The sequence below is a fragment of the Paenibacillus sp. J22P277 genome (genome assembly GCF_059383675.1).
Map to the genome: position 1 here is coordinate 803,765 of NZ_JBXENS010000005.1, position 22,655 is coordinate 826,419.

Annotated in this window: 19 protein-coding genes; 17 read left to right on the plus strand and 2 right to left on the minus strand. The window is 55.9% G+C overall.

Annotated elements, in window-relative coordinates:
• Window positions 1-53: 53 nt before the first annotated feature.
• The 11 genes from AC50YL_RS20780 (at window position 54) to AC50YL_RS20830 (ending at window position 15,284) form a co-directional block, all read left to right on the plus strand.
• Entirely contained in the window at window positions 54-1,466 is a 1,413-nt protein-coding gene (locus tag AC50YL_RS20780) for an ABC transporter substrate-binding protein (RefSeq protein ID WP_494834394.1), read from the plus strand.
• A 196-nt stretch (window positions 1,467-1,662) separates the two neighbouring features.
• Window positions 1,663-3,099: an ABC transporter substrate-binding protein gene (locus AC50YL_RS20785; protein ID WP_494834396.1), complete on the plus strand. Its 1,437-nt coding sequence runs from the start codon at window positions 1,663-1,665 to the stop codon at window positions 3,097-3,099.
• A gap of 60 nt (window positions 3,100-3,159) precedes the next feature.
• Entirely contained in the window at window positions 3,160-6,162 is a 3,003-nt protein-coding gene (locus tag AC50YL_RS20790; RefSeq protein ID WP_494834397.1) for an extracellular solute-binding protein, read from the plus strand.
• Between the two features lie 22 nt (window positions 6,163-6,184).
• Window positions 6,185-7,138: a carbohydrate ABC transporter permease gene (locus AC50YL_RS20795; RefSeq protein ID WP_494834399.1), complete on the plus strand. Its 954-nt coding sequence runs from the start codon at window positions 6,185-6,187 to the stop codon at window positions 7,136-7,138.
• A gap of 21 nt (window positions 7,139-7,159) precedes the next feature.
• The gene (locus AC50YL_RS20800; protein ID WP_494834470.1) at window positions 7,160-8,017 is read left to right on the plus strand and encodes a carbohydrate ABC transporter permease; all 858 of its coding nucleotides are present in this window, start codon (window positions 7,160-7,162) and stop codon (window positions 8,015-8,017) included.
• A gap of 12 nt (window positions 8,018-8,029) precedes the next feature.
• Complete coding sequence (locus AC50YL_RS20805) at window positions 8,030-9,451, plus strand: SMP-30/gluconolactonase/LRE family protein (protein ID WP_494834401.1); 1,422 nt, start codon at window positions 8,030-8,032, stop codon at window positions 9,449-9,451.
• Window positions 9,448-10,101 (plus strand): Yip1 family protein, encoded by a 654-nt coding sequence (locus AC50YL_RS20810; RefSeq protein WP_494834403.1) that lies wholly within the window; start codon window positions 9,448-9,450, stop codon window positions 10,099-10,101. Before AC50YL_RS20805 ends, AC50YL_RS20810 begins: the two co-directional genes overlap by 4 nt.
• Before the next feature lie 13 nt (window positions 10,102-10,114).
• Window positions 10,115-12,367: a DUF5696 domain-containing protein gene (locus tag AC50YL_RS20815; protein ID WP_494834405.1), complete on the plus strand. Its 2,253-nt coding sequence runs from the start codon at window positions 10,115-10,117 to the stop codon at window positions 12,365-12,367.
• A 3-nt stretch (window positions 12,368-12,370) separates the two neighbouring features.
• A complete protein-coding gene (locus AC50YL_RS20820) occupies window positions 12,371-13,240 on the plus strand; it encodes a carbohydrate ABC transporter permease (protein ID WP_494834406.1) in 870 nt (289 codons plus the stop codon).
• A gap of 21 nt (window positions 13,241-13,261) precedes the next feature.
• Entirely contained in the window at window positions 13,262-14,251 is a 990-nt protein-coding gene (locus tag AC50YL_RS20825; RefSeq protein ID WP_494834407.1) for a carbohydrate ABC transporter permease, read from the plus strand.
• A gap of 376 nt (window positions 14,252-14,627) precedes the next feature.
• A complete protein-coding gene (locus AC50YL_RS20830; protein WP_494834409.1) occupies window positions 14,628-15,284 on the plus strand; it encodes an alpha/beta hydrolase in 657 nt (218 codons plus the stop codon).
• 109 nt (window positions 15,285-15,393) lie between these two features.
• Here the strand turns inward: AC50YL_RS20830 and AC50YL_RS20835 are convergent, their stop codons facing one another.
• Window positions 15,394-15,732, minus strand: a complete 339-nt coding sequence (locus AC50YL_RS20835; RefSeq protein WP_494834410.1) for an MmcQ/YjbR family DNA-binding protein — start codon at window positions 15,730-15,732, stop codon at window positions 15,394-15,396.
• Window positions 15,733-15,877: 145 nt separating this feature from the next.
• On the opposite strand from AC50YL_RS20835, the gene AC50YL_RS20840 reads away from it, so the two are divergent.
• The 4 genes from AC50YL_RS20840 (at window position 15,878) to AC50YL_RS20855 (ending at window position 18,914) form a co-directional block, all read left to right on the plus strand.
• Entirely contained in the window at window positions 15,878-16,528 is a 651-nt protein-coding gene (locus tag AC50YL_RS20840) for a peroxiredoxin-like family protein (RefSeq protein ID WP_494834411.1), read from the plus strand.
• Between the two features lie 94 nt (window positions 16,529-16,622).
• Window positions 16,623-17,285, plus strand: coding sequence for an NAD(P)H-dependent oxidoreductase (locus tag AC50YL_RS20845; protein WP_494834412.1), 663 nt, complete (start codon window positions 16,623-16,625; stop codon window positions 17,283-17,285).
• Between the two features lie 48 nt (window positions 17,286-17,333).
• Window positions 17,334-18,251 carry an NADP-dependent oxidoreductase gene (locus AC50YL_RS20850; protein ID WP_494834413.1) on the plus strand — a complete coding sequence of 306 codons (918 nt, stop codon included), beginning with the start codon at window positions 17,334-17,336 and terminating at the stop codon, window positions 18,249-18,251.
• A gap of 24 nt (window positions 18,252-18,275) precedes the next feature.
• A complete protein-coding gene (locus AC50YL_RS20855; RefSeq protein ID WP_494834414.1) occupies window positions 18,276-18,914 on the plus strand; it encodes an FMN-dependent NADH-azoreductase in 639 nt (212 codons plus the stop codon).
• A gap of 113 nt (window positions 18,915-19,027) precedes the next feature.
• On the opposite strand, the gene pdxR is transcribed toward AC50YL_RS20855, so the two are convergent.
• Window positions 19,028-20,446: a MocR-like pyridoxine biosynthesis transcription factor PdxR gene (gene pdxR / locus AC50YL_RS20860; protein WP_494834416.1), complete on the minus strand. Its 1,419-nt coding sequence runs from the start codon at window positions 20,444-20,446 to the stop codon at window positions 19,028-19,030.
• A 239-nt stretch (window positions 20,447-20,685) separates the two neighbouring features.
• Here pdxR and AC50YL_RS20865 point away from each other — a divergent pair, with 239 nt between their 5' ends.
• Together AC50YL_RS20865 and AC50YL_RS20870 are read left to right on the plus strand one after the other, a co-directional pair.
• Window positions 20,686-21,390 (plus strand): Crp/Fnr family transcriptional regulator, encoded by a 705-nt coding sequence (locus AC50YL_RS20865; RefSeq protein WP_494834418.1) that lies wholly within the window; start codon window positions 20,686-20,688, stop codon window positions 21,388-21,390.
• 466 nt (window positions 21,391-21,856) lie between these two features.
• A complete protein-coding gene (locus AC50YL_RS20870) occupies window positions 21,857-22,624 on the plus strand; it encodes a TAXI family TRAP transporter solute-binding subunit (RefSeq protein ID WP_494834420.1) in 768 nt (255 codons plus the stop codon).
• Window positions 22,625-22,655 lie beyond the last annotated feature (31 nt).

Below are 22,655 nucleotides of genomic sequence, written 5' to 3' on the forward strand. Positions count from 1 at the left end.
GAAAGGGTAACGGCGGGAAGCCGGAGCGCGAGGCTTAACGAAGGAGGCATTCGATGGTGAAGAAGCTGTTGCTGCGCAAGAAAACGGCTCTCTCGTTGCTGCTCGTTCTATTCGCAGTCGGGCTGCTGCTCGAGGCTTGCGACCAGGGGCTGTACCTGGGGTCGAGCGCGGACCGGAACGAGAGCAGTCCGTCTTCGGCCTACGAAGAGGGTTCAAATCCCGATGCGGTGACGATCAGCTTTTGGTTTCCGTGGGGCGGAGGCTTCGAGAAGGAATTTTACGATACGGTGGTCAAGCCCTTCGAGGAGGAGAACCCCGACATTAAAGTTCGCATGACCTTCGTGGAGAATTCGGATAATTCGCAAGCCTCCGACAAGCTGCTGAACGCCATCGCGGGCGGCGCGGCGCCGGACGTCGCGATGATCGACAGGTTCATCGTGAGCGAATGGGCGGCGAAAGACGCGCTCGAAGACATTACCGAGGAAGCGAAAGCGGGCGGCATGCCGGGCATCTACTATCCCAGCGTCTGGTCGGAGACGCAGTACGGCGGGAAGACCTACGCGCTTCCGTGGAATACGGACAACCGCGCGATGTTCTACAATAAAACGTTGATGGAGGAAGCCGGGCTCGATCCCGATAAACCGCCGAGAACCATCGGCGAGCTTGACGATATGGCCGCGCGCATGTTCAAGCGGGACGGCAAAGGGCCCTACGAGCAAGTCGGCTTAATTCCTTGGCAGGCGCAGGGCTTCCTCTATACCTATGGCTGGGCGTTCGGGGGAGAATGGGAGCGGAACGGGAAACTGACGCCCAATGATCCCGGCATCGTGCACGCGCTGCAATGGATGCAGGGGTATGCCAAGAAGTACGATGCCGGGAAGCTGGCCGCCTTCTCGGACGCGCTCAGGCAATCCGGCACGAATCCGTTCATGTCCGGTAAAGTCGGTTTCGCGATCGAAGGGAACTGGCTGCTGAACGATATCGATTCGGCGCCGTTCGAATGGGGCGTTGTCCCGATGCCGACGGTTGACGGCAACGCCGACGTTTCCTGGTCGGGCGGCTGGTCGTTCGCGATGCCGAAGGGCGCGAAGCATCGGGAGCAGGCGTGGCGGTTCATGCGTTTCATCGCCGGCAAGGAAGGCTCGCTTCTGTGGGCCGGCCGGGCGGCAAGCAAGAACGACCTGACCTCCATACCGGAAGTCAACGCCAGGCTTGGCTTGAACGAGAAGGAGAATTTAAAGGTGTTCGTGAAGCTGCTGGCGCATGCCCGCATCCGTCCGGTTTCTCCCGTCGGCGGTTATATGTGGAACGAGATGTACCGCGTTCAGAACCTGGCCGTCCAGCTGCAGGGCGAACCGAAGGCGCTGCTCGACAAGATGAAACGAAACGTGGAGGCGAAACTCGCCGGCGTGAAGGAAGGTACGAATAGCACGACGCGGCAATCCGGCGGAAAAGCGCGCCGGTAGCGTTGTACGAGGCGGCTGCCCCTGGTCATGGTCATGGCCGCGGGGCGGCTTTTTGTCGTTTTCGCCGAAATTCCCCGCATACCAGTCAAAATACTACACCAAACCTAAAGCCGCTCCCGTTACCCCGCAAACCGAATGCCGCTACACTTGAATCAGGCAACCGGTTCCTAGTTGCCATATCGAAGGAGGCTTGCAAGTGGAGAAAAGCAGGAGCGTCTTGCATGTAAAGCCGGCAAGGATCAAGATTTTCGCGGCCGCGTTATCGGTATGTCTGGCATTGACGGGCTGCGCGGGAACAAGCGGGACCGGGGAGACGAATACGGACGATACGGGCAACGGAGCGACCGGGGATAATGCCGCGGGAAATAGCGACGAGGCGTCAACCGACGCGGACCCGGCAAACAACGATGCCGGCAAAGGCAGCGGGGAGCAGATCACGCTGAACCTCTGGTCGTGGAGCGGCAAGTTCCAGACGGATTTCACGAAGATCGTGCTCGGCGAGTTCGAGAAGCTGCATCCCAACATCAAGATCAAATACGTACCCGACCAGGGAGGCACGGATAAGCTGACGACGCTGATCGCCGGCGGAACGCCGCCCGACGTCGCCATTTTGGACCGTTTCATGGCCGGCGCCTGGGCGGCCAAAGGTTCTCTCGAGAGTCTGACGCCTTTCCTGGAAATGGACGGCGAGATCAGCTCGAACGATTATTACCCCAGCGTATGGGCGGAAGGGACGTACAACGGCGAAGCGTACGCCATGCCGTTCGGAACGGACAACCGCGGATTGTACTACAACAAGACGCTGATGCAGGAAGCCGGGCTCGATCCGGAAGCGCCGCCGAAAACGATCGACGAGTTGGATAAGATGGCAGAGAAAATCTTCAAAAAATCGACCGGCGGCGGATACGAGCAAGTAGGCTTCATCCCGTGGATGGGCCAAAGCTACCTGTACACGCAGAGCTGGAATTTCGGCGGCGAATGGACGAAGGACGGGGAATTGACCCCGAACGACCCGCAGATCGTGAAAGCGCTTGAATGGATGACGGGCTACGCCAAGAAGTACGACATGACCAAAATCAACACGTTCAACGACGTCATGGGCAAGACCGGCATCAACCCGTTCTGGACCGGCAAGGTCGGCTTCATGGTCGACGGCAACTGGATCCTGAACGATCTGCTGAGCAACGCGAAGGTCAAGCCGACCTTCGAATGGGGCGTCGCGCCGATGCCTTCCGAGGACGGCTATCCGCAGACGACGTGGGCCGGCGGCCACTCCTTCACCATGCCGAAGGGCGGCAAGCACCCGCAGGAAGCGTGGGAGCTGCTGAAATTCATCACCGGCTACAAGGGCACGCTGCTCTGGGCCAAACGCCCCGATGCCGGCAACGATATTACGGCCATGCCGAAAGTAAACGAGGAGATCAAGATCGCGGAGAATCCGAATCTCAAGGTGTTCCTGGATATGATGCCGACGGCGCACTACCGTCCCGTTACGCCGGCCGGTCAGAAGATGTGGGACGAAACGTTCCGCGTGCAGGATCTGGCGCTGAACGGAAAAGGCGAACCGAAGAAGCTGCTGGACGAAGCCAAGAAGAACGTGGACGCAGAGCTCAAGAAGCTGCAAGCCCGCTAGCGGACCATGGGAAAGGCGCGGGAGACTGCCGCCCCTTTCCTTGTCCTGCGCATGGATGAATTGAACGACAAAGAGGTGAAGGGCTTGAACCGGCACTGGAAAGAAGCGTTGAAGTGGAAAAGAATCATGCTGTTCGCGCTCGTTTGCCTCCTCTTCTCGGCAGTATTCGGCGATCATCTTCGCTCTTACGCCAGCGAGCGCCTGCGGGATCGCAACCAGAACCAGGGGATGTCGCTGGCGGATGAGGAAACGTTGTCCATAAACGATATTTTGGAGCCCGCCTATGGCAAGACGCTGGCGGAAGACCTCGGCCGGGGCTTGCAGCCGGCCGTGCAGCCGGATATCGTACTCCCCGCAAGCGGCTATACGGCGTTCGGAGGCATGAAGCCGAGTTTGGAGACGGTGGACGGCCAGGCCTCCGCGCTGGCATGGGATAAACAGACGGAATGGCTCGAATGGACGGCGGAGGTTCCGGCGGACGGCCTGTACAATTTGAACGTCCGGTATTATCCCCTGGCGGGGAAGCGGCTGCCCATCCAGCGCGAGCTGTCGATCGACGGTAAAAGTCCTTTCCGCGAGGCGCAGCGCGTCTATTTCTATCGCAATTGGGTCGACCGGGGAGAGCCCCTTCAGAATAATCAGGGCGACGACGTAAGACCGAAACAGATCGAGAAGCCCGTGTGGACGGAGCAGCCCCTCGCCGATGGGAACGGGCTGTATTCGGAGCCGTTCCAATTTCGTTTTACGGCGGGCAAGCACGTCATCCGCCTGCGTTTTTTGACGGAGGCCATGGCGGTCGACCGCATCTCGCTCACGGCACCTTCGCTTCCGCCAAGTTACGCCGAAGCGAAGCAAGCCTTCGAGACGCAGGGCTACGCGCCTGTGACGGACGTCAGCGTGAAGGTGCAGGCGGAGGATAATCCGAATAAATCCGATCCTACGATCCGCAGGGAATCAAACGGCGATCCGCTCATGGAGCCGGCAGGCGACGGGAGGATCCGGCTGAACGCTTTCGGCGATTGGCGCTGGCGGAAGGGGGGGCAGAAGGCGACATGGACGTTCGCGGTTCCGAAGGACGGCTTGTACAAGATCGGGCTCAAATTCGGGCAATGGTGGGGAGATGGCCTGCCTTCCTATCGCCAGATAATGATTGACGGCAAGGTGCCGTACAAGGAAATGGCGTTGTACCCGTTCAGCTATTCCCGCAGCTGGCGGATCGAGACGCTGCAAGCGCTCGACGCCGGGACGGGGAAGCCGGAGCCGATGCTCCTGCCGCTGAAAGCGGGCGAGCATACGATTACGCTGGTTGCCGAAGTCGGGCCGTACCAAGCGGTCATCGAAGCGCTGACGGCGGATACGCAGAAGCTGTCGGACCTCTATAGGCGGATCATCATGGTGACGGGGCCGACTCCGGACCCAAACTTCGAGTACGAATTGGGGAAAAAGGTGCCCGAATTGGTCGGGGATTTGAAGGCCATCGCCGACGATCTGCTGTCGCAGATGAACGCGTTGCGAACGATCGCGGAGAATGAGCCGAGCACGGTAAGCAGCCTGCGGATGATGAACCATACCTTCCAGCGGATGGTCGACAATCCCGACTCCATCCCGAGGCAGCTCTCCGAGCTCAGCAACAGCCAGACCTCGCTGAGCACGCTGCTGACGGGATTGCAGAACGTGCCGCTCGTATTGGATTACCTGCTGATCAGCGCGCCGGATACGCATTATCCGAAGGTCAAGTCCAACATCTGGCAGAAGTCCGTCAGTACGCTGAAGAACTTCGCGGCGTCCTTCACGAAGGATTACACGGGCGTGGGCAGCGTCTACGGCGAGGACGGCAAGCCGGCTTCCGGGGATGGACCCGTCCTCGAGGTATGGGTGTCGCGGGGCAAGGAGTGGGCGGAGATCATGAAGGAGATGGCGGAAGAGGACTTCACGCCGAAGACGGGCATCCGGATCAACGTCAACACGCTGCCCGCCGGCCAATTGAACTCGGGCTCGGTCAATACGCTGCTGCTCGCGGCGAGCTCCGGCAAAGCGCCGGACGTGGCCACGGGCGTCGATGCGCATCTGCCCGTCGAATTCGCCATCCGCGATGCCACCATCGACTTATCGCAGTTCCCGGATTACAAGGCTGTAAGCAACAGATTTCTGCCTGGCGCGCTCATTCCCTTTCAATACAACGGGGGCAATTACGCGCTGCCCGAGACGCAGGATTTCAACGTCCTCGTCTATCGCAAGGATATCCTGAAGGAGCTTGGCGCCTCGGTGCCGCAAACGTGGGAGGATGCGTACGCGCTGCTGCCGATCCTGCAGCAGAACGGGATGCAGATGTATTACCCCATTACGTCCCTTGGTTTCATGCCGTTTCTCTATCAGAACGGCGGCGAATTCTATCAAGCGAACGGGAGAAGATCGGGCTTGGATTCGCCGGAAGCCTTCCGGGCGTTCACGGAATGGACGGAATTGTACACGAACTATAAATTTCCCGTCACGGCGAACTTTTTCAACCGATTCCGCACCGGAGAGATGCCGATCGGGATCGCGGATTACCAGACCTACGTGCTGCTGTCTACCGCCGCGCCCGAATTGTTGGGCCGCTGGGGCGTGGCGCCGTCGCCGGGCCATCAGAAAGCGGACGGTTCCATCGACCGGACCAGCGGAGGAAACGTGCAGTCCGTCGCGATCTTCAAACAGTCGGAGCATCCGAAGGAAGCCTGGTCGTTTCTGAAGTGGTGGACGAGTACGGAGAGCCAGGTTCAGTTCGGCCAAGAGCTGGAGGCGCTCCTTGGCGTGGAAGCGCGATGGAACACGGCCAATGTCGAAGCGTTCACGCAGCTGCCGTGGCCGGAGGACGACCTGAAGGCGCTGACCGACCAATGGCAGTACTATAAAGAGCAGCCGTACGTGCTCGGCGGATATTTCACGGCGCGCAATATCGATAACGCCTGGAACCGCGTCGTTCTGGGCGGGATGAACGTCCGCGAGTCGCTGGAGCAGGGCATCAAGGATATCAACAAGGAGCTTGCGGCGAAGCAAAAAGAATTCGGGTTCGCCCCGGATTAGATTCCACTGAAGGAGGAGCGGCATGAATAGCAGCGCGGAAGTCGCGAACAACCCGCTTCAGCTGACGGCCGAGAAGACGAGGCGGTTCAAATTGACGCAGGCGGGGAGGAAAGCGGCACTCGGGTATTTGTTTCTTAGCCCCTTCCTCATTCTGTTCATCGTCTTCACCGTCGTTCCGGTCATACAGTCCATCTACTTGAGCTTCACCTACTACAATATGCTGCAGCCGGCCAAGTGGGTCGGCTTGGCCAACTACAGCGTGCTGTTCTTGGAGGACGACACGTTCATCAAATCGATCAAAAATACGTTCGTGTTTGCCGTGATCGGCGGGCCCTTGAGCTATTGCCTGTCGTTCCTGCTCGCGTGGGTGATCAATTCGCTGCGGGCGAAAATGCTCTTCTCGCTGGCGTTCTACGTGCCTTCCATCACGAGCGGCATCGCGCTGTCCATCGTGTGGCTGTACATCTTTTCCGGGGACCGCTACGGCCTGCTGAACAACTGGATGCTGAGCTGGGGGATGATCAGCGAACCGATTTTGTGGACGACCGACCCGGACACGATCATGCCGGTGATCATCATCGTGTCGTTATGGATGAGCATGGGAACGGGCTTCCTCGTCTTCCTTGCGGGATTGCAGAACGTCTCGCCCGAGCTGTACGAGGCCGGCGCGATCGACGGCATCTCGAGCCGATTCCAGGAGCTGTGGTACATCACCCTGCCCTTGATGAAGCCGCAGTTGCTGTTCGGTGCGGTCAATTCCATCGTGGCAGCCTTCGGGGTGTTCGACATTGCCGTGGCGATCGCGGGGATGCCGAGTCCCAACTATGCGGGACATACGATTATTTCGCATTTGTTCGACTATGCCTTCATTCGATTCGAGCTCGGTTACGCGTCGGCGATCGCGGTCTTCCTGTTCTTCCTGACCTTTGGGTTGGGGCGCATCGTAATGAAGCTGCTGTCGTCCAAGGAACAATAAGGGGGACCAAAGGACGTGACGATGAATTATGCGAAATTTGTTGCCCGCTTCAACAGGGGATTGCTCTACGCGTTCATGATCGCGCTGGTGGGGTTCACGGCCCTGCCCATCATCTATATGATTTCGACGGCGTTCAAGCCGCTCGACGAACTGTTTTTGTACCCGCCGACGTTCTTCGTCCAGAAGCCGACGCTTCGCAGCTTCTTCGACTTGCTGACGGCCACCGACAGCTCGGTCGTGCCGTTCACGCGGTATATCTTCAACAGCGTGTTCGTCTCGGGCGCCATCGTGGCTGCCAGCCTGATCGTATGCAGCCTTGGCGCCTACGTGCTGTCGAAGTTCAGGCCGCCGGGAGCGGGCTTCATCTTCACCGTCATCCTGTCCGCGCTGATGTTCGCGCCGCAGGTCACGCAAATCCCGACCTACATGATCGTCTCCAGCCTTGGCCTCGTCAACACCTATTGGGCGCTGATTCTGCCGAAGATCGCGGTTGCGTTCAATATCTTCCTAATGAAGCAGTTTTTCGACCAGATTCCGGACGCGCTGATCGAAGCGGCTTACATCGACGGCGCCTCGGAGTGGAAGATATTCTGGCGGGTCGTCATGGCGGTGAGCAAACCGGCCTGGGCGACGCTGATTATCTTCTCCTTCATCGGAAACTGGAACGATTACTTCTCGGCGCTCGTGTTCACGACGAGCGAGACGATGAAGACGCTCCCGCTGGCCATCCAGACGCTTGCGGGCGGACCGGGCGTCATCGCGCGGTCGGGCGCGCTCGCCGCCGGCACGTTTCTCGTCACGCTGCCGCCGATCCTGATCTTCATGCTGTTTCAGCGGCTCGTCATGAATACGATGGTTCATTCCGGGATCAAATCATAGGGGGCGGAGAGGATGCGCAAACGAATAACGGCGGCCGTCATCGGCTGTCTGCTTCTGCTGGCCGGCGGGCTGCCCGCCTACGCCCTTCCGCAAATGTCGTATACGATCGATCCCATGTACGGCTATCGGATTCCGATTCCGCTTACCTATACGGTCGACACGATTATCCTGGACGTCGGCAATCCGGGCTTGAACAAGCCGAGCGACCTGTTCATCGACGACAAGGGGCTGCTTTACGTCGCCGACACGGACAATAACCGGATCGTGAAGTTAAGCGCGGACGGCAAGGTGCTCGGCATCTACGGCAAGGAACAGGGCGTCGAATTGGATCAGCCAAGCGGCATTTTCGTCGATCAATCGGGGGATATGTTCGTCGCGGATACGGGAAGCGGAAAGGTCATCCATCTCTCGCCGGAAGGGAAGGCGGTCGAGGAATTCGTCAAGCCGGAATCGAGCCTGCTCAGCCCGGATATGGAGTTTGCCCCCGACAAAGTCATTCTGGACCGCCGCGGCTACTTATACGTGCTGAACAAGAACGACTACAGCGGTTTTATGATGATCGACGCGATGAATCGGTTCCGCGGCTATATCGGCGCGAACCGCGTCCCGTTCGACTGGAAGAAGCTGCTCATTCGAGTGCTGGCGACGCCGGAGCAGCGGGAGCAGCTGAACAACGCGGTGCCGCCCCAGAACGCCAACTTGACGCTGGACGGCAAAGGTTTCATCTATACGCCTACCGTGCTGATCGATACGGACCAGATCAAGAAGTTTAACGCGATGGGCGAGAACATCTACAAGAAAGCTTCCTTCGGCCAATCCTCCATCGAGAGCGGCACGCTGGAGCAGCCGTATTTCGTCGATCTGGCCGTCGATCAGTACGGCGTCATCAACGCGCTCGACGCGATGTCCCGCAAGATCTACCAATACGACCAAGAGGGGAACCTGCTTGCCGTATTCGGAGGCCAAGGCGACGTGAAGAGCCGGTTCGAGTATCCCGTCAGCATCGTCACCGATAAGGCCGGCAAGGTTTACGTGCTGGACCGAGACCGAAACAACATCCAGATCTTTCAGCCGACGCGCTTCGCGGATCTCATCCATCAGGCGAGCCAGCTGCACTACAACGGCCGATACCAGGAAGCGCTCGGGCCGTGGAAGCAAGTGCTCGCGATCGACGAGAACTATCCGCTCGCTCACCGCGGCGTGGCGAAGGCGCTGATGAAGGAAGAGCAGTGGAAAGCAGCTATGAAGGAGTTCAAGCTGGGCGAAGATCAGGACGGCTATTCGAAAGCGTTCTCCGAGTATCGGCATGATCTGATGCGCCAATATTTGGGATGGCTGCTCGTCGCCGCGGCGCTGCTCGCGTACGCGCTATACCTGGTAGTAAGAGGCTTGATTCGCATCACGAACACCGTCATAAGGAGGTACGGCTATTGAACGCGAACAAATCGGCGGCCGCTCAACGTCCCGGGCTGCGTTCGGTTCGGCTCGGCATCGCCATTCTCTTTCATCCCGTCGACGGCTTCGAGGAGCTGCAGCGAACGAAGAATCTACTCGCGGCTTTCGTGCTGATTGTGCTGACCCTGGTCGTCCGGATCGTGACGATCTATATGACGAGCTTTCACATGACGTCCTTGCAGCCCGAGAACGCGGACCTGAACCTGGAAATGATCCGCTTCGTGGTGCCGCTCCTCTCCGGCGTCCTCGCTTGCTATCTGATAACGGCGATCATGGACGGCGAAGCATACTTCAGCCAGATCCTGACGGCCATGACGTACGCCTTGATTCCCTATATCGTCTTCGCCATTCCGCTCGCCGCGCTCTCGACGATCTTGTCCAGGGGCGAGCTCGGGCTGTACAACGGCATCAATACGATCATCTGGCTGTGGGTGGCCTTGCTCATATTCATTCAATTGAAGGTCCTGAACGACTACACGTTCAAGAAGTCGGTCGGCGTCATGCTGCTGTCCATCTTCGCCTTTCTGATCTTCTGGGGTACGGTGGGGCTTGTTTTCGCTCTGACGAACCATGTACTGCAATTCGTGCGCGAGGTCATCGCAGAGGCGCGCTTTTTGATGGAGAACTGAGGAGGGGATCACGATGACGACGAAAACAAAACGTTGGCTCTACTACGCGGTCGTCACCTGCATTGCCGCCGCGCTCGTTCTCCTGGCGCTGCCCTCGCTGCAGCGGGCCGTTGCCCGCGCGCAGCAGGAAATGTCCGGAGAGGCCGCGGAGACGGGAGAGGAGACGGTTGCGCCTGAAGGAGATGCGCCGGCCGTCGGAGATCCATCCTCGGAGACGGGGGCGTACGAGAAAGTTGCGGAGACGGATCGCCTGGAATTGTGGTTCCGGGCTTCGGATTCCGCGATTGCGGTGAAAGACAAGCGCAGCGGCCACCGCTGGGAATCGGCCGTGCCGATCAAGGAGGTCAGCACCGAAGGAAACGAACTGTGGACGGCGAGCAGCCAGTCGGTTTTTCACTTGACCATCACGGATCCAAGCCTGCCGACGCTCGAAACGCAGGAGACGAACTCCGTGCTGGAGCAGCCCAACATGAAGGCGACGGCCCTGGAGGACGGCATCTCCGTGCACTATGAGCTGCAGCGCCTCGGCATCAGCTTCGATATGGGCTTTCGATTGAAGGAGGACGCGCTCGAAGTGACGGTGCCGGGGAGTTCCGTCCGGGAATCCGACGCCAGCTGGCTGATGGCGATCGCCCCCTTGCCTTTCTTCGGCGCGGCGACGGATCATGACCAAGGGTATTCCGTATACCCCGACGGCTCCGGTGCATTGTCGACGTTCAAGCCGATCCATCCCCAATATTTGAATCCGTACCGTGCCAGCGTCTACGGACCGGATACGATCAATTTCAACGGCAACACCCGCCAACAGAACGCCATGCTGCCGATCTTCGGTCAGAAGGTAGGCGACAACGCGTTTATCGGGATGATTACGGAAGGCGAATACGACTCGCGCATCCTTTACTCGCCGAGCGGCTATCTCATTAATTTGAACCGCGTCTCCTCCGAGCTGGTATACCGGCGCGACTACGAAGCGATCAAGAAGGACGGCAATTTGACTCGCAAGCCCGAGAAAAACCTGATCCGCGAAGATCATACGATCCGCTACGTCTTCCTGAGCGGGGAAGAAGCGGACTATAGCCATATGGCTTCCGCTTATCGGGCGTATTTGCTAGATACGCAGAGCATCCAGCCAAGAATCAAAGAAGGCGATCCCGTTCCGTTCGGACTGGATCTGCTGATGGGCATCAAGGAAAACCGGATCCTGTTCGATCGCTTTATCGCAACGACGACCTATGAGCAAGCCCGGGAGATCATCGACGACATGGGCGAGCACGGCGTAAGCGCGATTTCCGCAAACCTGCTTGGGTGGACGGGCAGAGGCTACCTGGCGTATCCCTCCGGGCACGAGCCGTCCACGAAGCTAGGCGGCATGAGCGAACTGAAGGCGCTAAGCGCGTACGCGAAGTCGCGCGGGATACAGCTGTTTCTACAGGACAATTACGTGGACGCTTGGAAAGGGTTCGATGGTTTTTCCACCCGCAGCGACGTTGTCGTCGGCGCCAATCATTTTGCCGTGACCGACCGGTACAGCGAGAGCTTCTTCCTGAGCGCGGGCAAACAGAACAAGCAGTTCCAGTCCAAAATCCTGGATCCGCTTCGCGATCTGCCGATCGCCGGGATCAACTTCGACGGTATCGGGTACCAGGATTACTACGATTACAACGAGGATTATCCGTCGACGCGGGAAGGAACGGCCCGGCATTGGACGGAAATGATGGCCAAGTCCGAGAAACAGTTCGGCAGCGCAGCCTCGATCGGCGGGAACGGCTACAGCCTGAAGTATTCGTCGCGCCTGTTCGGCATCCCGATGGAGGACAGCGGCTACTTCTTCACGGACGAAGCCATCCCGCTCTATCAAATGGTCGTGCACGGGCTCATTCCGTACTCGGGCGATCCGCAGAACCTGTTCTACGATCCGCAGCTGCAGTATCTCAAGATGGTAGAGTACGGATACATGCCGTACTACCAATTCACGATGAATTACGCCGATGATCTGAAGGACACCTATTACAGCGATCTCTTCAGCTCCGATTACACGACTTGGTCGGCACAGGCCTTCTCCCAGTACAAGGAGATGAACGAGAAGCTGAAGGCGGTATGGTCGCAGCCGATGAAGACGCATCGGAAGCTGAAGAAGGACCTGTACGAGGTCGGCTACGCAGACGGCACCCGCGTAGTCGTCAATTATTCCGCCGACGCCATCCACCTGAGCGACGGTCAAGTCGTACCGGGCAAAAACTTCATCGTCGTGCCGAAGGGAGGCTAAGCCGTGCGAGGGAAAAGAATCAGTCTCGAACGAAAGAAAATGCTGGCGGGCTACGCCTACATCGCGCCATGGGCGATCGGTTTCGCGTTGTTCATGCTTTATCCATTGGCGTACTCCCTGTATCTCAGCTTTCACGAGGTTGAAGGCGTCGGCCATCTCGAGCTGAAATCCGTCGGCTGGGGCAATTTCAACAAGGCGTTCATGCTGGATACGAAGTTCATTCCGCTGTTCATCTCGGTCATCCAGGATGCCTTGATCAACACGCCGCTCATTCTGGTGTTCTCGCTCTTTATCTCCATTCTGCTGAATCACAACATTAGAGGGCGGGCGTTCTTCCGCGCGGCGTTCTTCCTGCCGGTACTGATCGGATCGGGCTTGGCCATGCAGCAGCTGCTGTACGCCGGGGTCGGGAAGGATACGCTGGTCAACGGCATCGGCGTCCCGGACGAGGTGTTCCTCTACATGGGACCGACGTTCTCGCAGATCGTCTTCGACATGCTGAGCCGTCTGACCGTCATCTTCTGGAAGACGGGCGTGCAGATATTGCTCTTTCTGGCCGGGCTGCAGGGCATATCCTCTTCGCTGTACGAATCCGCGAGATGCGACGGGGCGACGGAATGGGAGATGTTCTGGAAAATCACCTTGCCGCTCATGACGCCGATCATTCTGCTCAATCTTGTCTATACATGCGTGGATTCCTTTACGGACATTAACAACCGGATGATGGTCTATATCAAAGATACCGCCTTTACCAATATCGAGATGGGATATGCCTCGAGCATGGGCTGGATCTATTTCCTGTTTATATTCCTGCTGCTCGTGCTCGTATTCGTGTCGACCCGGCGCATGATCGTCTACACGGGTGAAAAATAAGCCGCAAGGAGGCGTCGCACCATGAAGTCGATCCTCTTATCGAAGACCAAAACGGACGCGGCCATGCCCGCGCTGGCAAAAACCGGCGGTAAAGCCGCGGCGATCCGAAATCACGCGATCGTCAGCCGATTCGGCAGCAAAAGCCGCTGGATCGGGTTCGTCTATCGTCTGTTCGTCTACCTCATCCTGATCGACCTGGCGTTCGTTTTTCTATATCCGTTTCTTTACATGGTCACGACCTCGCTCAAGCAGCCTGCGGATTTGCTGGATTTTACGGTCAAATGGATTCCGACGAGCCTCGCTTGGGAGAATTTCTATTACGGCATGAAGGGGCTTCAGTTTTGGATGCACTTCAACAATTCGGCGCTGATCGCGGTTCTCAGCGTCATCGGACAGGTGTTGTCCTGCTCTTTTATCGCCTATGGGTTCGCCCGGATCAGGTTCCCGGGACGCGAGGTGCTTTTTGTCCTCTGCATGTTCACGATGATCATCCCGCCGCAGACGATCATCGTGCCGCTGTTCATGCAGTATAAGACGATGGGCTGGATCGACAGCGTGTTGCCGCTCGTCATTCCGTCTTTCTTCGGCAATGGACTGCGCGGAGCGCTCTTCATCTTCATTTTCCGGCAATTGTTCCGCGGATTGCCCTGGGAGCTGGAGGATGCCGCGCGCGTGGACGGTTGCGGCAGTTTCCGCGTGTATTGGCGGATTATCATGCCGCTGACGCCGCCGGCGATCGTCGTCACGACGCTGCTGTCGCTCGTGTGGCATTGGAACGATTTCTTCGAACCGTCCATCTATCTGACAAGCGAAGAGAAATTCACGCTGCCGATGATGCTGCCGCGGCTTTATCAGTCGCTGGACACGCTGACGGGGAGCACGTTCGAGGTATTCAGCCTGCCCGTGGTCATGGCCGCCACGTTCATCGCGCTCGTCCCGATGCTGCTCGTGTACTTTTTCCTGCAGCGCTACTTCATTCAAGGCGTGGAGCGCTCCGGCTTGGTTGAATAAAGGGGTTCGCGACACCCGGAACCGAACATGAATTCGGACACGCGCTCGTTGTTTCCTTCCGATTAACCGCATAGGAAGAAAGGATAAATGCCCATTCGCGCAAGGAGCGCGGATGGGCATTTATCCATAATTAAGGAGCAGTTTGCCAACGGCATACTACTCCTTTGTTAATGGCGAAGGATAATTAGAGCGAATGGTTTGTAATCGAGCTGACACGACCGGCTGCCGTTGTCCATTGAAGTAACGGGCAGGATTGCATAATCACTTCACGAATAATGTATAGGAAAACCAGCACGAATTTCAGCTCTCTGTTCGCTGACGGAAGCCATCGAGGGGAACGAGATAAGTTTTATTATGAACACAGGAGAGGTGAGCTATGAAGATCAGGGGAGAGCTCGTCACAGAGACGCTTGAGTATGACGGCGGTCGGCAGGTTACGGCGTACATCCCTCCGGATCCGCCCCGGGCAGTCGTGTTCGCCGGCGACGGTCAGTTGATCTCGCAGTGGGGCGGGTACCTCGAGGCCGCCGACGTACCGCCCACGATGATCGTTGGTTCCTACCGGACGTCCGATGAGGATGAGATGGTGCGCATTCATGAATACTCGCCGTCGTTCGACCAAGAACGGTTCGCGGCACACGAGAAGTTCTTCGTCGAGGACGTCCGCCGATGGGTTCGATCGCGCTTCGGCGTCTCGCTGCCCGCCAATCGGACCGCGGTGTGCGGCGTGTCGGCGAGCGGAGAGCTCTCACTCGCCATAGGGCTTCGGCATCCGGACATTTACGGTATCGTTTTCTCCGCGTCGCCTGGCGGGGGCTACCGACCGCCTGCCGCGATGCCAAGCCCGCTGCCACGTATCTACCTCGTAGCCGGCACGCTGGAGCCGTTCTTCCTCGAAAACGCGACCCGGTGGGCGGCTGCACTGCGCGATGCAGGCGCGGACGTTGAAATGAGAGAGCGGGTCGCGTCGCACGACGATGTGATGTGGCGAGAAGAATTCCCGCTGATGGTGGCATGGGCGTTTGGACGATAAACATCCGCCGAGCCCGGCTCAAGTGGGTTTGACTCGCATCCTACCCCGAATCATCGTTACGCTAACAGGTACGAACATCGAGAGGGCTGCCAATCCGGCGGTCCTCTCTTTACGTTAACTTCCGGATCCTCTTAGGAAGGCCTTTAACAACCAAATCGTAAGAGTGGTCAATCCATTCAAGGATAAACGCCTCTGGCACAGAGCCCTCGAGAATAATCGTATTCCAGTGCTGTTTGTTCATATGATACCCCGGTCGAACGTCCTCATGCTGTTCTCTCAAATTTTCTGCAATCATTGGGTCGCATTTAAGGATTAAGTACCCTTTTTCCTCATAAAAAAGAGCGAATATTTTACCCGAGATTTTTATTGCGAGCGGATCGGTTCCCGAGGGATAATCCTTCATCGCTCCTTTTTTGTTTAGACAGTATGCGATTAAATTAGGTTTCAAATCGCTTCATCTCCTTCGTAAATGATAGCCCGATTCATGCACATTATCATGCCGCTCGATTCGATCTCTGTAATCTACCTCACAGAACTCCGTTTTTTTTGGATTCATAATCAAGCTATCACTTGATATTGGAGGTATTACAACGATGAGCAACCAAAATTTAACCGAACAGCTGGAAGCGGCCACGCAGCAGTTTAAGGCCAATTCACCCATCGAAGCACAGATCAGGATCGGTCAAATGATCGAGGAACTTCAGAAATCCGGAATCGCTTCCGGGAAGCAACCAGGCGAGAAGGCGATGGACTTTAAATTAACAAACGCGCTAGACCGGGATGTCATTTTATTTGAAGAGCTCGCGAAAGGGCCGGTCGTGCTGGTTTTCTATCGCGGCGGATGGTGTCCTTTTTGCAATATGCAATTAAAAGCTTACCAGCGGATATTGCCGGAAATCCAGGCAATGGGAGCGCAGCTTATAACGATTAGCCCGCAAAAGCCGGATCATTCGTTATCCCTTCAGGAAAAAGAAGGATTGGAATTTCAAGTCCTTAGCGATCCGAGCGGGTTGGTAACGGCCAAGTACAATCTGCTCTTCGATGTTCCGCCGGGAGTAAGGGAACTCATGGAAGGGACCGGACTCGATCTTGCGGAGTACAACAATGCCTCGCAATGGGTTTTGCCGGTTCCGGCTACTTTCATGATTGATGAGAACGCCATTATTCGTTCGTCCTATGTCAATCCGAATTTCATGCAGCGTCAAAGTCCGGAGGAAATTTTGCGAGAGGTAAAAAAGCTGTAACGATTTTTGCATGATTATCTGTGGGCAGAAAAATCGATTACGGTAAGCACTTATGCATCTCTATTAAATTGATAGGCAAGAAGGAGAATATATCATGACAATGACTAAGGAAGATATTTTAGAAGCTTTTCGTTTTCGGCATGCAACCAAAGCATTCGATCCAAGCAAAACCATCTCCGACGACGACTTTGAATTTATTCTGGAAACGGCCCGGCTCTCGCCCAGCTCGTTTAGCACTGAACCTTGGCGGTTTGTCGTTGTTCAAAACGAACAGCTTCTGAACAAAATAAAAACCATTTCGTATGGAGCGGCAAGCAAACTGCCGGAGGCCAGTCATTTCGTCATTATTCTGGCCCGGACCCCGCTGGATATGAGATATGACTCCGCCTACCTGAAGGAGCAGCAGGTCAGGGACGTTCCTAAGGAACACCTGACAAGGCATCTTGAAATCCTTGAAGAGTTCCAGAGGAATGATTTCAAGCTCCTGGATCATGAGCGCTTTCTTACCGATTGGGCCATCAAGCAGACGTATATACCGCTTGCGAACATGATGACGGCTGCGGCGCAAATCGGCATTGACTCCTGTCCGATCGAAGGCTTCGATATGGAGAAAATGAATCGGCTGTTGGACGAGGAAGGGCTGCTGGCGGACGGACACTTCACCATCTCGGTCATGATTGCCTTCGGTTATCGCAAAAAAGAGCCGAGACCCAAAACGCGCAGACCGTTTGAAGATGTCGTGAAGTGGTTCAAATAATTAATGATGATGGCGCGTGAATGGTGCGAAAGCAATGGAGGTGTCCAAATGAAAGCGATTCTGGTGACAGATGAGGCCGCAGGAACGGCCGGGATGACGCTGGCGGAGAGGCCGGAACCGAAGGCAGCGCCGAACGATGTCGTCGTTCAGGTTCATGCGTCTGGATTCACCCCAGGCGAGCTGACGTGGCCCGGAACCTGGACCGACCGCCTCGGCCGTGACCGTTCGCCGTCGATCCCCGGCCACGAAGTGGCAGGAGTGGTCAGCGCCCTCGGTTATGGCACGAGGGGACTATCGGTAGGACAACGGGTGTTCGGGCTCGCTGACTGGACGCGCGACGGTACCCTGGCGGAGTACGTGGCCGTCGAGGCACGCAACCTCGCGCCGTTGCCGGTCGATATCGACTTCGCGGTGGGCGCGAGCCTGCCGATCTCGGGTCTAACCGCGTGGCAGGGGCTGTTCGTACACGGCCGCTTCCATGCGGGGCAAAGCGTCCTCGTGCACGGCTCGGCCGGCGGAGTCGGCTCGATGGTGACGCAGCTCGCCCGCGAGGCGGGAGCCTACGTCATCGGAACCGGACGTGCCGCGGACCGTCTGATGGCGCTCGACTTCGGCGCGCAGGAATTCGTCGACCTCGACAACGACTCGTTGGAAGACGTCGGCGGCGTCGATCTGGTTTTCGACGTGATCGGCGGCGACATCGGGAAGAGGTCCGTAGGTCTGGTTCGCGCCGGCGGAATGCTGGTGACCATCGCCGGCCCGCCCGAGGTACAGCCGGCCGAGGGGCTGGCGGTTGATTTCGTCGTCGAGGCCGATCGCGCGCAACTGGGGGAGGTAATCCAGCGGGTTCGGGATGGTCGGCTTCGGACGAACATTGGCCAAATCGTACCCCTCGACGATGCCGTCGCTGCTTTCAATTCGACCGAGCGGATCATTGGAAAGACGATCATCCGCGTTCGTCCGTAAGGACTCAACCTAGGAGGCAGCAACATGACGCAATTATTGTATATTACCGCTTCCCCCAAGTCTCCGGACCACTCGGTCGGCCAGCAGGTCGGTGGGGCGTTTCTTCAAGCCTATCGGGAAGCTCATCCGGACGACGACGTACGGATATTCGATGTCTATCAAGAAGCGTTCCAGACGGTCGACGGCGATGTCGTGCGGGCATGGGAGAAATTGAGAAAAGAACGCCTGGACTTCTCCGAGCTGAGTCCCGTGGAACGACAGAAAGTTAATGCCCTTAACGATATTACCGAAATGGCGATGCGCGCCGATAAATACGTGTTCGTCTCCCCGATGTGGAATTGGAGCATTCCCCCGCGGCTCAAGGCTTTCATCGACGCCTTCCTCATCGTCGGCAAGACGTTCCATTACACGGAACGGAGGCCGGTCGGCCTGCTGCGCGACAAAAAAGCGCTGCACATCCAATCGAGCGGCGGGATTTACTCCACTGGGCCGGCAGCGGCCATGGATCACAGCCATCCCTATCTGCGCCTGGTGCTCGGCATCGCCGGGATTCACGACGTACAAGCGCTGTACGTGGAAGGCCATGATTTTCAACCGGAGCGCGCGAAAGAGATCGTCCGGGCAGCCATGGAACAGGCCGTTAAGCTTGCCGCGGCTTGGTAATGCGCCGGACGCAAAAAATCCCCCTCGCGGGGATTTTTTGTTGACCGCTTCAATATTGTCACATCGAGCCTGAATTCGAAAACCCAACCCCTCATTACGTACATAATAACAATTTACGACATATGTCTTAAGACACTCGCAATCGCCTTGATTCCCTCTAAAATGTTGATTTCTTCCACATTGCCAAATCCCATAATGAGTCGATCTTCGTACCTTCCTTTAACGATGGTGTATTTTTCTGCTGGATATACTTTAATATGATGCTCCTCAAGTCGAGCGGCTGCTTGGGCGTCGCATAGGCTCCCGGAGAGTTCCGCAACCAAATGCAGGCCTGCGGCATCCCCGGATATTTTCACTCTGCTGCCGAAAACGTTGGACAAACCGGCGATGAGACATTTTCGCCTTTTGCTGTAAATGCGCTTCATACGGGCGATGTGGTGTTCCAGGTGGCGTTCGGTGATAAAGCTCGCCAAAGTGATTTGGGGCAAGATCGGACAGTGCATGTCTGAAAGCTTCTTTAAACGAAGAAGCGGAGTTAGCAGCTCATGCGGAACGACCATATAACCGATACGCAACGCAGGAAACAAGTTTTTACTGAACGTCCCGACATAGACGATACGTTCCGAGTCGAGTTCTCGGAGGGCATGTACCGGCATTCCTGTATAACGGAATTCGCTGTCGTAATCATCTTCGATAATATAACATCCGGTTTGTCGGGCGTAATCGATAAGCTGAATGCGCCGCCCGATGGAAAGAATGCTGCCTAAAGGAAATTGATGCGATGGAGTGACGAACACGCATTTGGGGTGCCGTTGAGTCGGCATGTCGTCAACGCGCAGGCCATGCTCATCCACGGGAACCGGTATAAGATCAGCGCCTGTCGATGCAAAAATATCTTGAATGAAGGTGGCGCTAGGATCTTCTATGGCCGCTGCGTCCCCCGGTTTCAATAAAAGCCGGGAAAGCATGGCTATGGCTTGAGTCGCTCCGGCGGTTATGATCACCTGTGAAGGCAGGCACCGAATCCCCTTGGTATGCAGCAGAAGCCGAGAAATATTCGTGCGAAGCTGCCAATCGCCGGCAGGATCATCGTCATAGCCGAATTCTCCCGAATGCGTATTTGCATATGCGGCAATGGCGGTTTCTTTCCATCTCTTGAGAGGAATGTGCTCCAAAGCCGGAAAACTCGGACGAAAATCAATGCCTTGGAAGCGAGTAGGGGGTTCCGCAACAGCCGCTTCACCGGAAGAATCGAATTCTTGGAGCCGAGAAGAAAATTGTCGTTTACTTCCGCCCAAATCAACGACATAGCTGCCGGAACCTTGACGGCCCTCCAAGTACCCTTCGGCGATTAGCTGTTCAAACACGTCCACGATGAGCGCCCGCGACACTCCGAATTCGTTTGCCAAATCCCGTGTCGATGGGAGCTTAACGCCGGCAGCGTAGACACCTTGAAAGATCTGTTCGCGCAGTAACGAATAGATTTGTTTGGTTTTCGATTCCATTGTGGCAGACAACGTGCGTTGGGGCATAAAGCAAGCCTCCTTCACTCCGAATAAGTGGTATGCTCATTTTCAAATAAAAGTGGGTCTGATGGAATCCAATTTTACATGCTAGGATGGATAATGCCAATGCAAAGTTTCAGGAAACTCGCAGCTTTAGGGAATACCGCCGAACGCGGCCGACCGGCTTCCGATCGCGCCCTCTTTATGGCATCTCTGAATCTATGGCCTATCCCGTTGGCTTACATCATTTGGAGGCTCGATATTCAATGAACAAGCTCTGGTATTTATCGCAGATCAGCATTTTTGAAGAAATGTCGGGAGAAGAGTTAAGAGAGATCGATCAATTAGATACCATCCATCATTTCAATCGGGTCACAAAAAACACATTGATCCAAACCCCGGAGTCCACCCGCAAGGGACTCTATTTCGTCAAGGAGGGCAAGCTTAGACTCTATAAACTGAACGACAGCGGAAAACAGTTTACGCTTGGCATTCTCACAAGAGGAAATATATTCGGAGAGTTAAATTCATTCTCGTTCGGAACCAGGCGGGTTTATATTGAAACGCTGGAATCGTCGCTTCTTTGCACCATGTTCGAGCCTCAGTTCGAACGGCTGATGATCAATCGGCCTCAGCTCGCGCTCAAATTTCTTAAAACACTCGGTGACCGGTTAAATGAGCGGGAAGATCAATTGGAACAGCTTGCGCTTCATGGTCTTAGAAACCGCGTGCTCCATCTCCTTTCCACGCTAAGCGAAAAATTCGGCGTTATTCAAGACGGATACGCGCTGATCGATCTGCCTCTTTCCCATCAAGAGATCGCGAATATGCTCGGTGCTAGCCGAGAAGCGGTCAGTGGCGTAATGAGCGAGCTTGCCAAAGAGGGCGTCGTTAAGACATCGCGCCTGTCTGTTCAACTTGCTGTTACAATACTTGAAGAAAACTTTCCTCGAAGCTCTACGCATGGATAGGCAAAGGCACTGGGATCATGCTCGACGACCGGTGATTTGCCGACGACGGTTGCTCTATTTTATTGTTACGGATAGTTTTATGGTTGTGACACAAGACAATAATTATATTCAAGGACAGCACCTTGCTGTCTTTTTCGTCGTTTTAAGGATAAATAGTGTTCATGGGGAAGGGGGATATTGCCAATATGTTATTGTCCACATTTCCATTTTATACACTTTACAAACTTTGTCCACTTGTATAGTATGTACACGTAGATAATTTATGATAATTGTCTAATAAAAACAAGGAGGACAAGACTTTGAAACAACTATAGGTTTCTGGTTACCGCTTACCCTCATGTAGAACCACCATGTCCTGAGGCCATGCAATGAGAAAATGGTTTTTAAGTTTTAAGATTACTATCATGCAGCAGAATGCTATTGTACGAAACAGGCATCAATGCGAAGACACTTGGAGGATAACAAGATGAAAACAGGACTTAAAAAGACGGCAGCAACATTAATGGCGGCCGCGGTTATCACAATCTCTCTTCCTGCGGTTGTATCCGCAAGCGAAGGGGAACTCACGATTTCCATTAACGGGACGAAATTGGTTTCGTCCGCCAATCATATTGCAGACGGCAGGGTCTACGTCGATCTGAAGAATTTCTCTGCATTCACTGGATTCACTTTCTCCTACGACAACAAAAAACATTCCGCTATCATAAATGGAAAAGAAGTCAAGGCCGTGGAAACGAAAGGCACGCCGACGGTGGCCATTAAAGACCTTGCGGACGCAGTAGACGTGAACAATCTCTCCTGGAACGGAAAAACCAAAACGGCGCAGCTTTCCTTCGCGTCTAAATTGGTCGTTTACGGGGATGTCGTTTCCGAGCTCGCAGGTTGCATGCTGCAGAATCGCTTCACCGTCGGTGACGACATCGTCTTCCGTATGAAAGCCTTAAACCCGGTTACCGGCAAATTGGTTGAAGATGCGAAGCTGCAAGTTCATCTCGCCACGGGCGAAGTGCTTGACATGCAGTTGGGGCTGCATCCGCCGGACATGCCGGGCGGCGAGAAGTTTTGGACCGCGAAATACAAAGTAACGGATAAAACGCCGAAGGGGACGCTCGGCTACTCCATTACCGCGCAATCGGCTTCCATGAAAGGCGAATACAAGCCGTTCCAAGTCATGCCTTCGCTCATTACGATCGTTGACGCCGCGCCCGCGGCAACGGGAGCCTCGACCCAATAACGCACAGCTACGAACAACAGACGAAAGAGGT

Bases quoted from the DNA above. Each gene is read 5' to 3' on its own strand.
- AC50YL_RS20780 (WP_494834394.1), top strand. From the start codon at position 54: ATGGTGAAGAAGCTGTTGCTGCGCAAGAAAACGGCTCTCTCGTTGCTG.
- AC50YL_RS20795 (WP_494834399.1), top strand. From the start codon at position 6,185: ATGAATAGCAGCGCGGAAGTCGCGAACAACCCGCTTCAGCTGACGGCC.
- AC50YL_RS20800 (WP_494834470.1), top strand. From the start codon at position 7,160: ATGAATTATGCGAAATTTGTTGCCCGCTTCAACAGGGGATTGCTCTAC.
- AC50YL_RS20805 (WP_494834401.1), top strand. From the start codon at position 8,030: ATGCGCAAACGAATAACGGCGGCCGTCATCGGCTGTCTGCTTCTGCTG.
- AC50YL_RS20815 (WP_494834405.1), top strand. From the start codon at position 10,115: ATGACGACGAAAACAAAACGTTGGCTCTACTACGCGGTCGTCACCTGC.
- AC50YL_RS20825 (WP_494834407.1), top strand. From the start codon at position 13,262: ATGAAGTCGATCCTCTTATCGAAGACCAAAACGGACGCGGCCATGCCC.
- AC50YL_RS20830 (WP_494834409.1), top strand. From the start codon at position 14,628: ATGAAGATCAGGGGAGAGCTCGTCACAGAGACGCTTGAGTATGACGGC.
- AC50YL_RS20840 (WP_494834411.1), top strand. From the start codon at position 15,878: ATGAGCAACCAAAATTTAACCGAACAGCTGGAAGCGGCCACGCAGCAG.
- AC50YL_RS20845 (WP_494834412.1), top strand. From the start codon at position 16,623: ATGACAATGACTAAGGAAGATATTTTAGAAGCTTTTCGTTTTCGGCAT.
- AC50YL_RS20850 (WP_494834413.1), top strand. From the start codon at position 17,334: ATGAAAGCGATTCTGGTGACAGATGAGGCCGCAGGAACGGCCGGGATG.
- AC50YL_RS20855 (WP_494834414.1), top strand. From the start codon at position 18,276: ATGACGCAATTATTGTATATTACCGCTTCCCCCAAGTCTCCGGACCAC.
- pdxR (WP_494834416.1), bottom strand. From the start codon at position 20,446: ATGCCCCAACGCACGTTGTCTGCCACAATGGAATCGAAAACCAAACAA.
- AC50YL_RS20865 (WP_494834418.1), top strand. From the start codon at position 20,686: ATGAACAAGCTCTGGTATTTATCGCAGATCAGCATTTTTGAAGAAATG.
- AC50YL_RS20870 (WP_494834420.1), top strand. From the start codon at position 21,857: ATGAAAACAGGACTTAAAAAGACGGCAGCAACATTAATGGCGGCCGCG.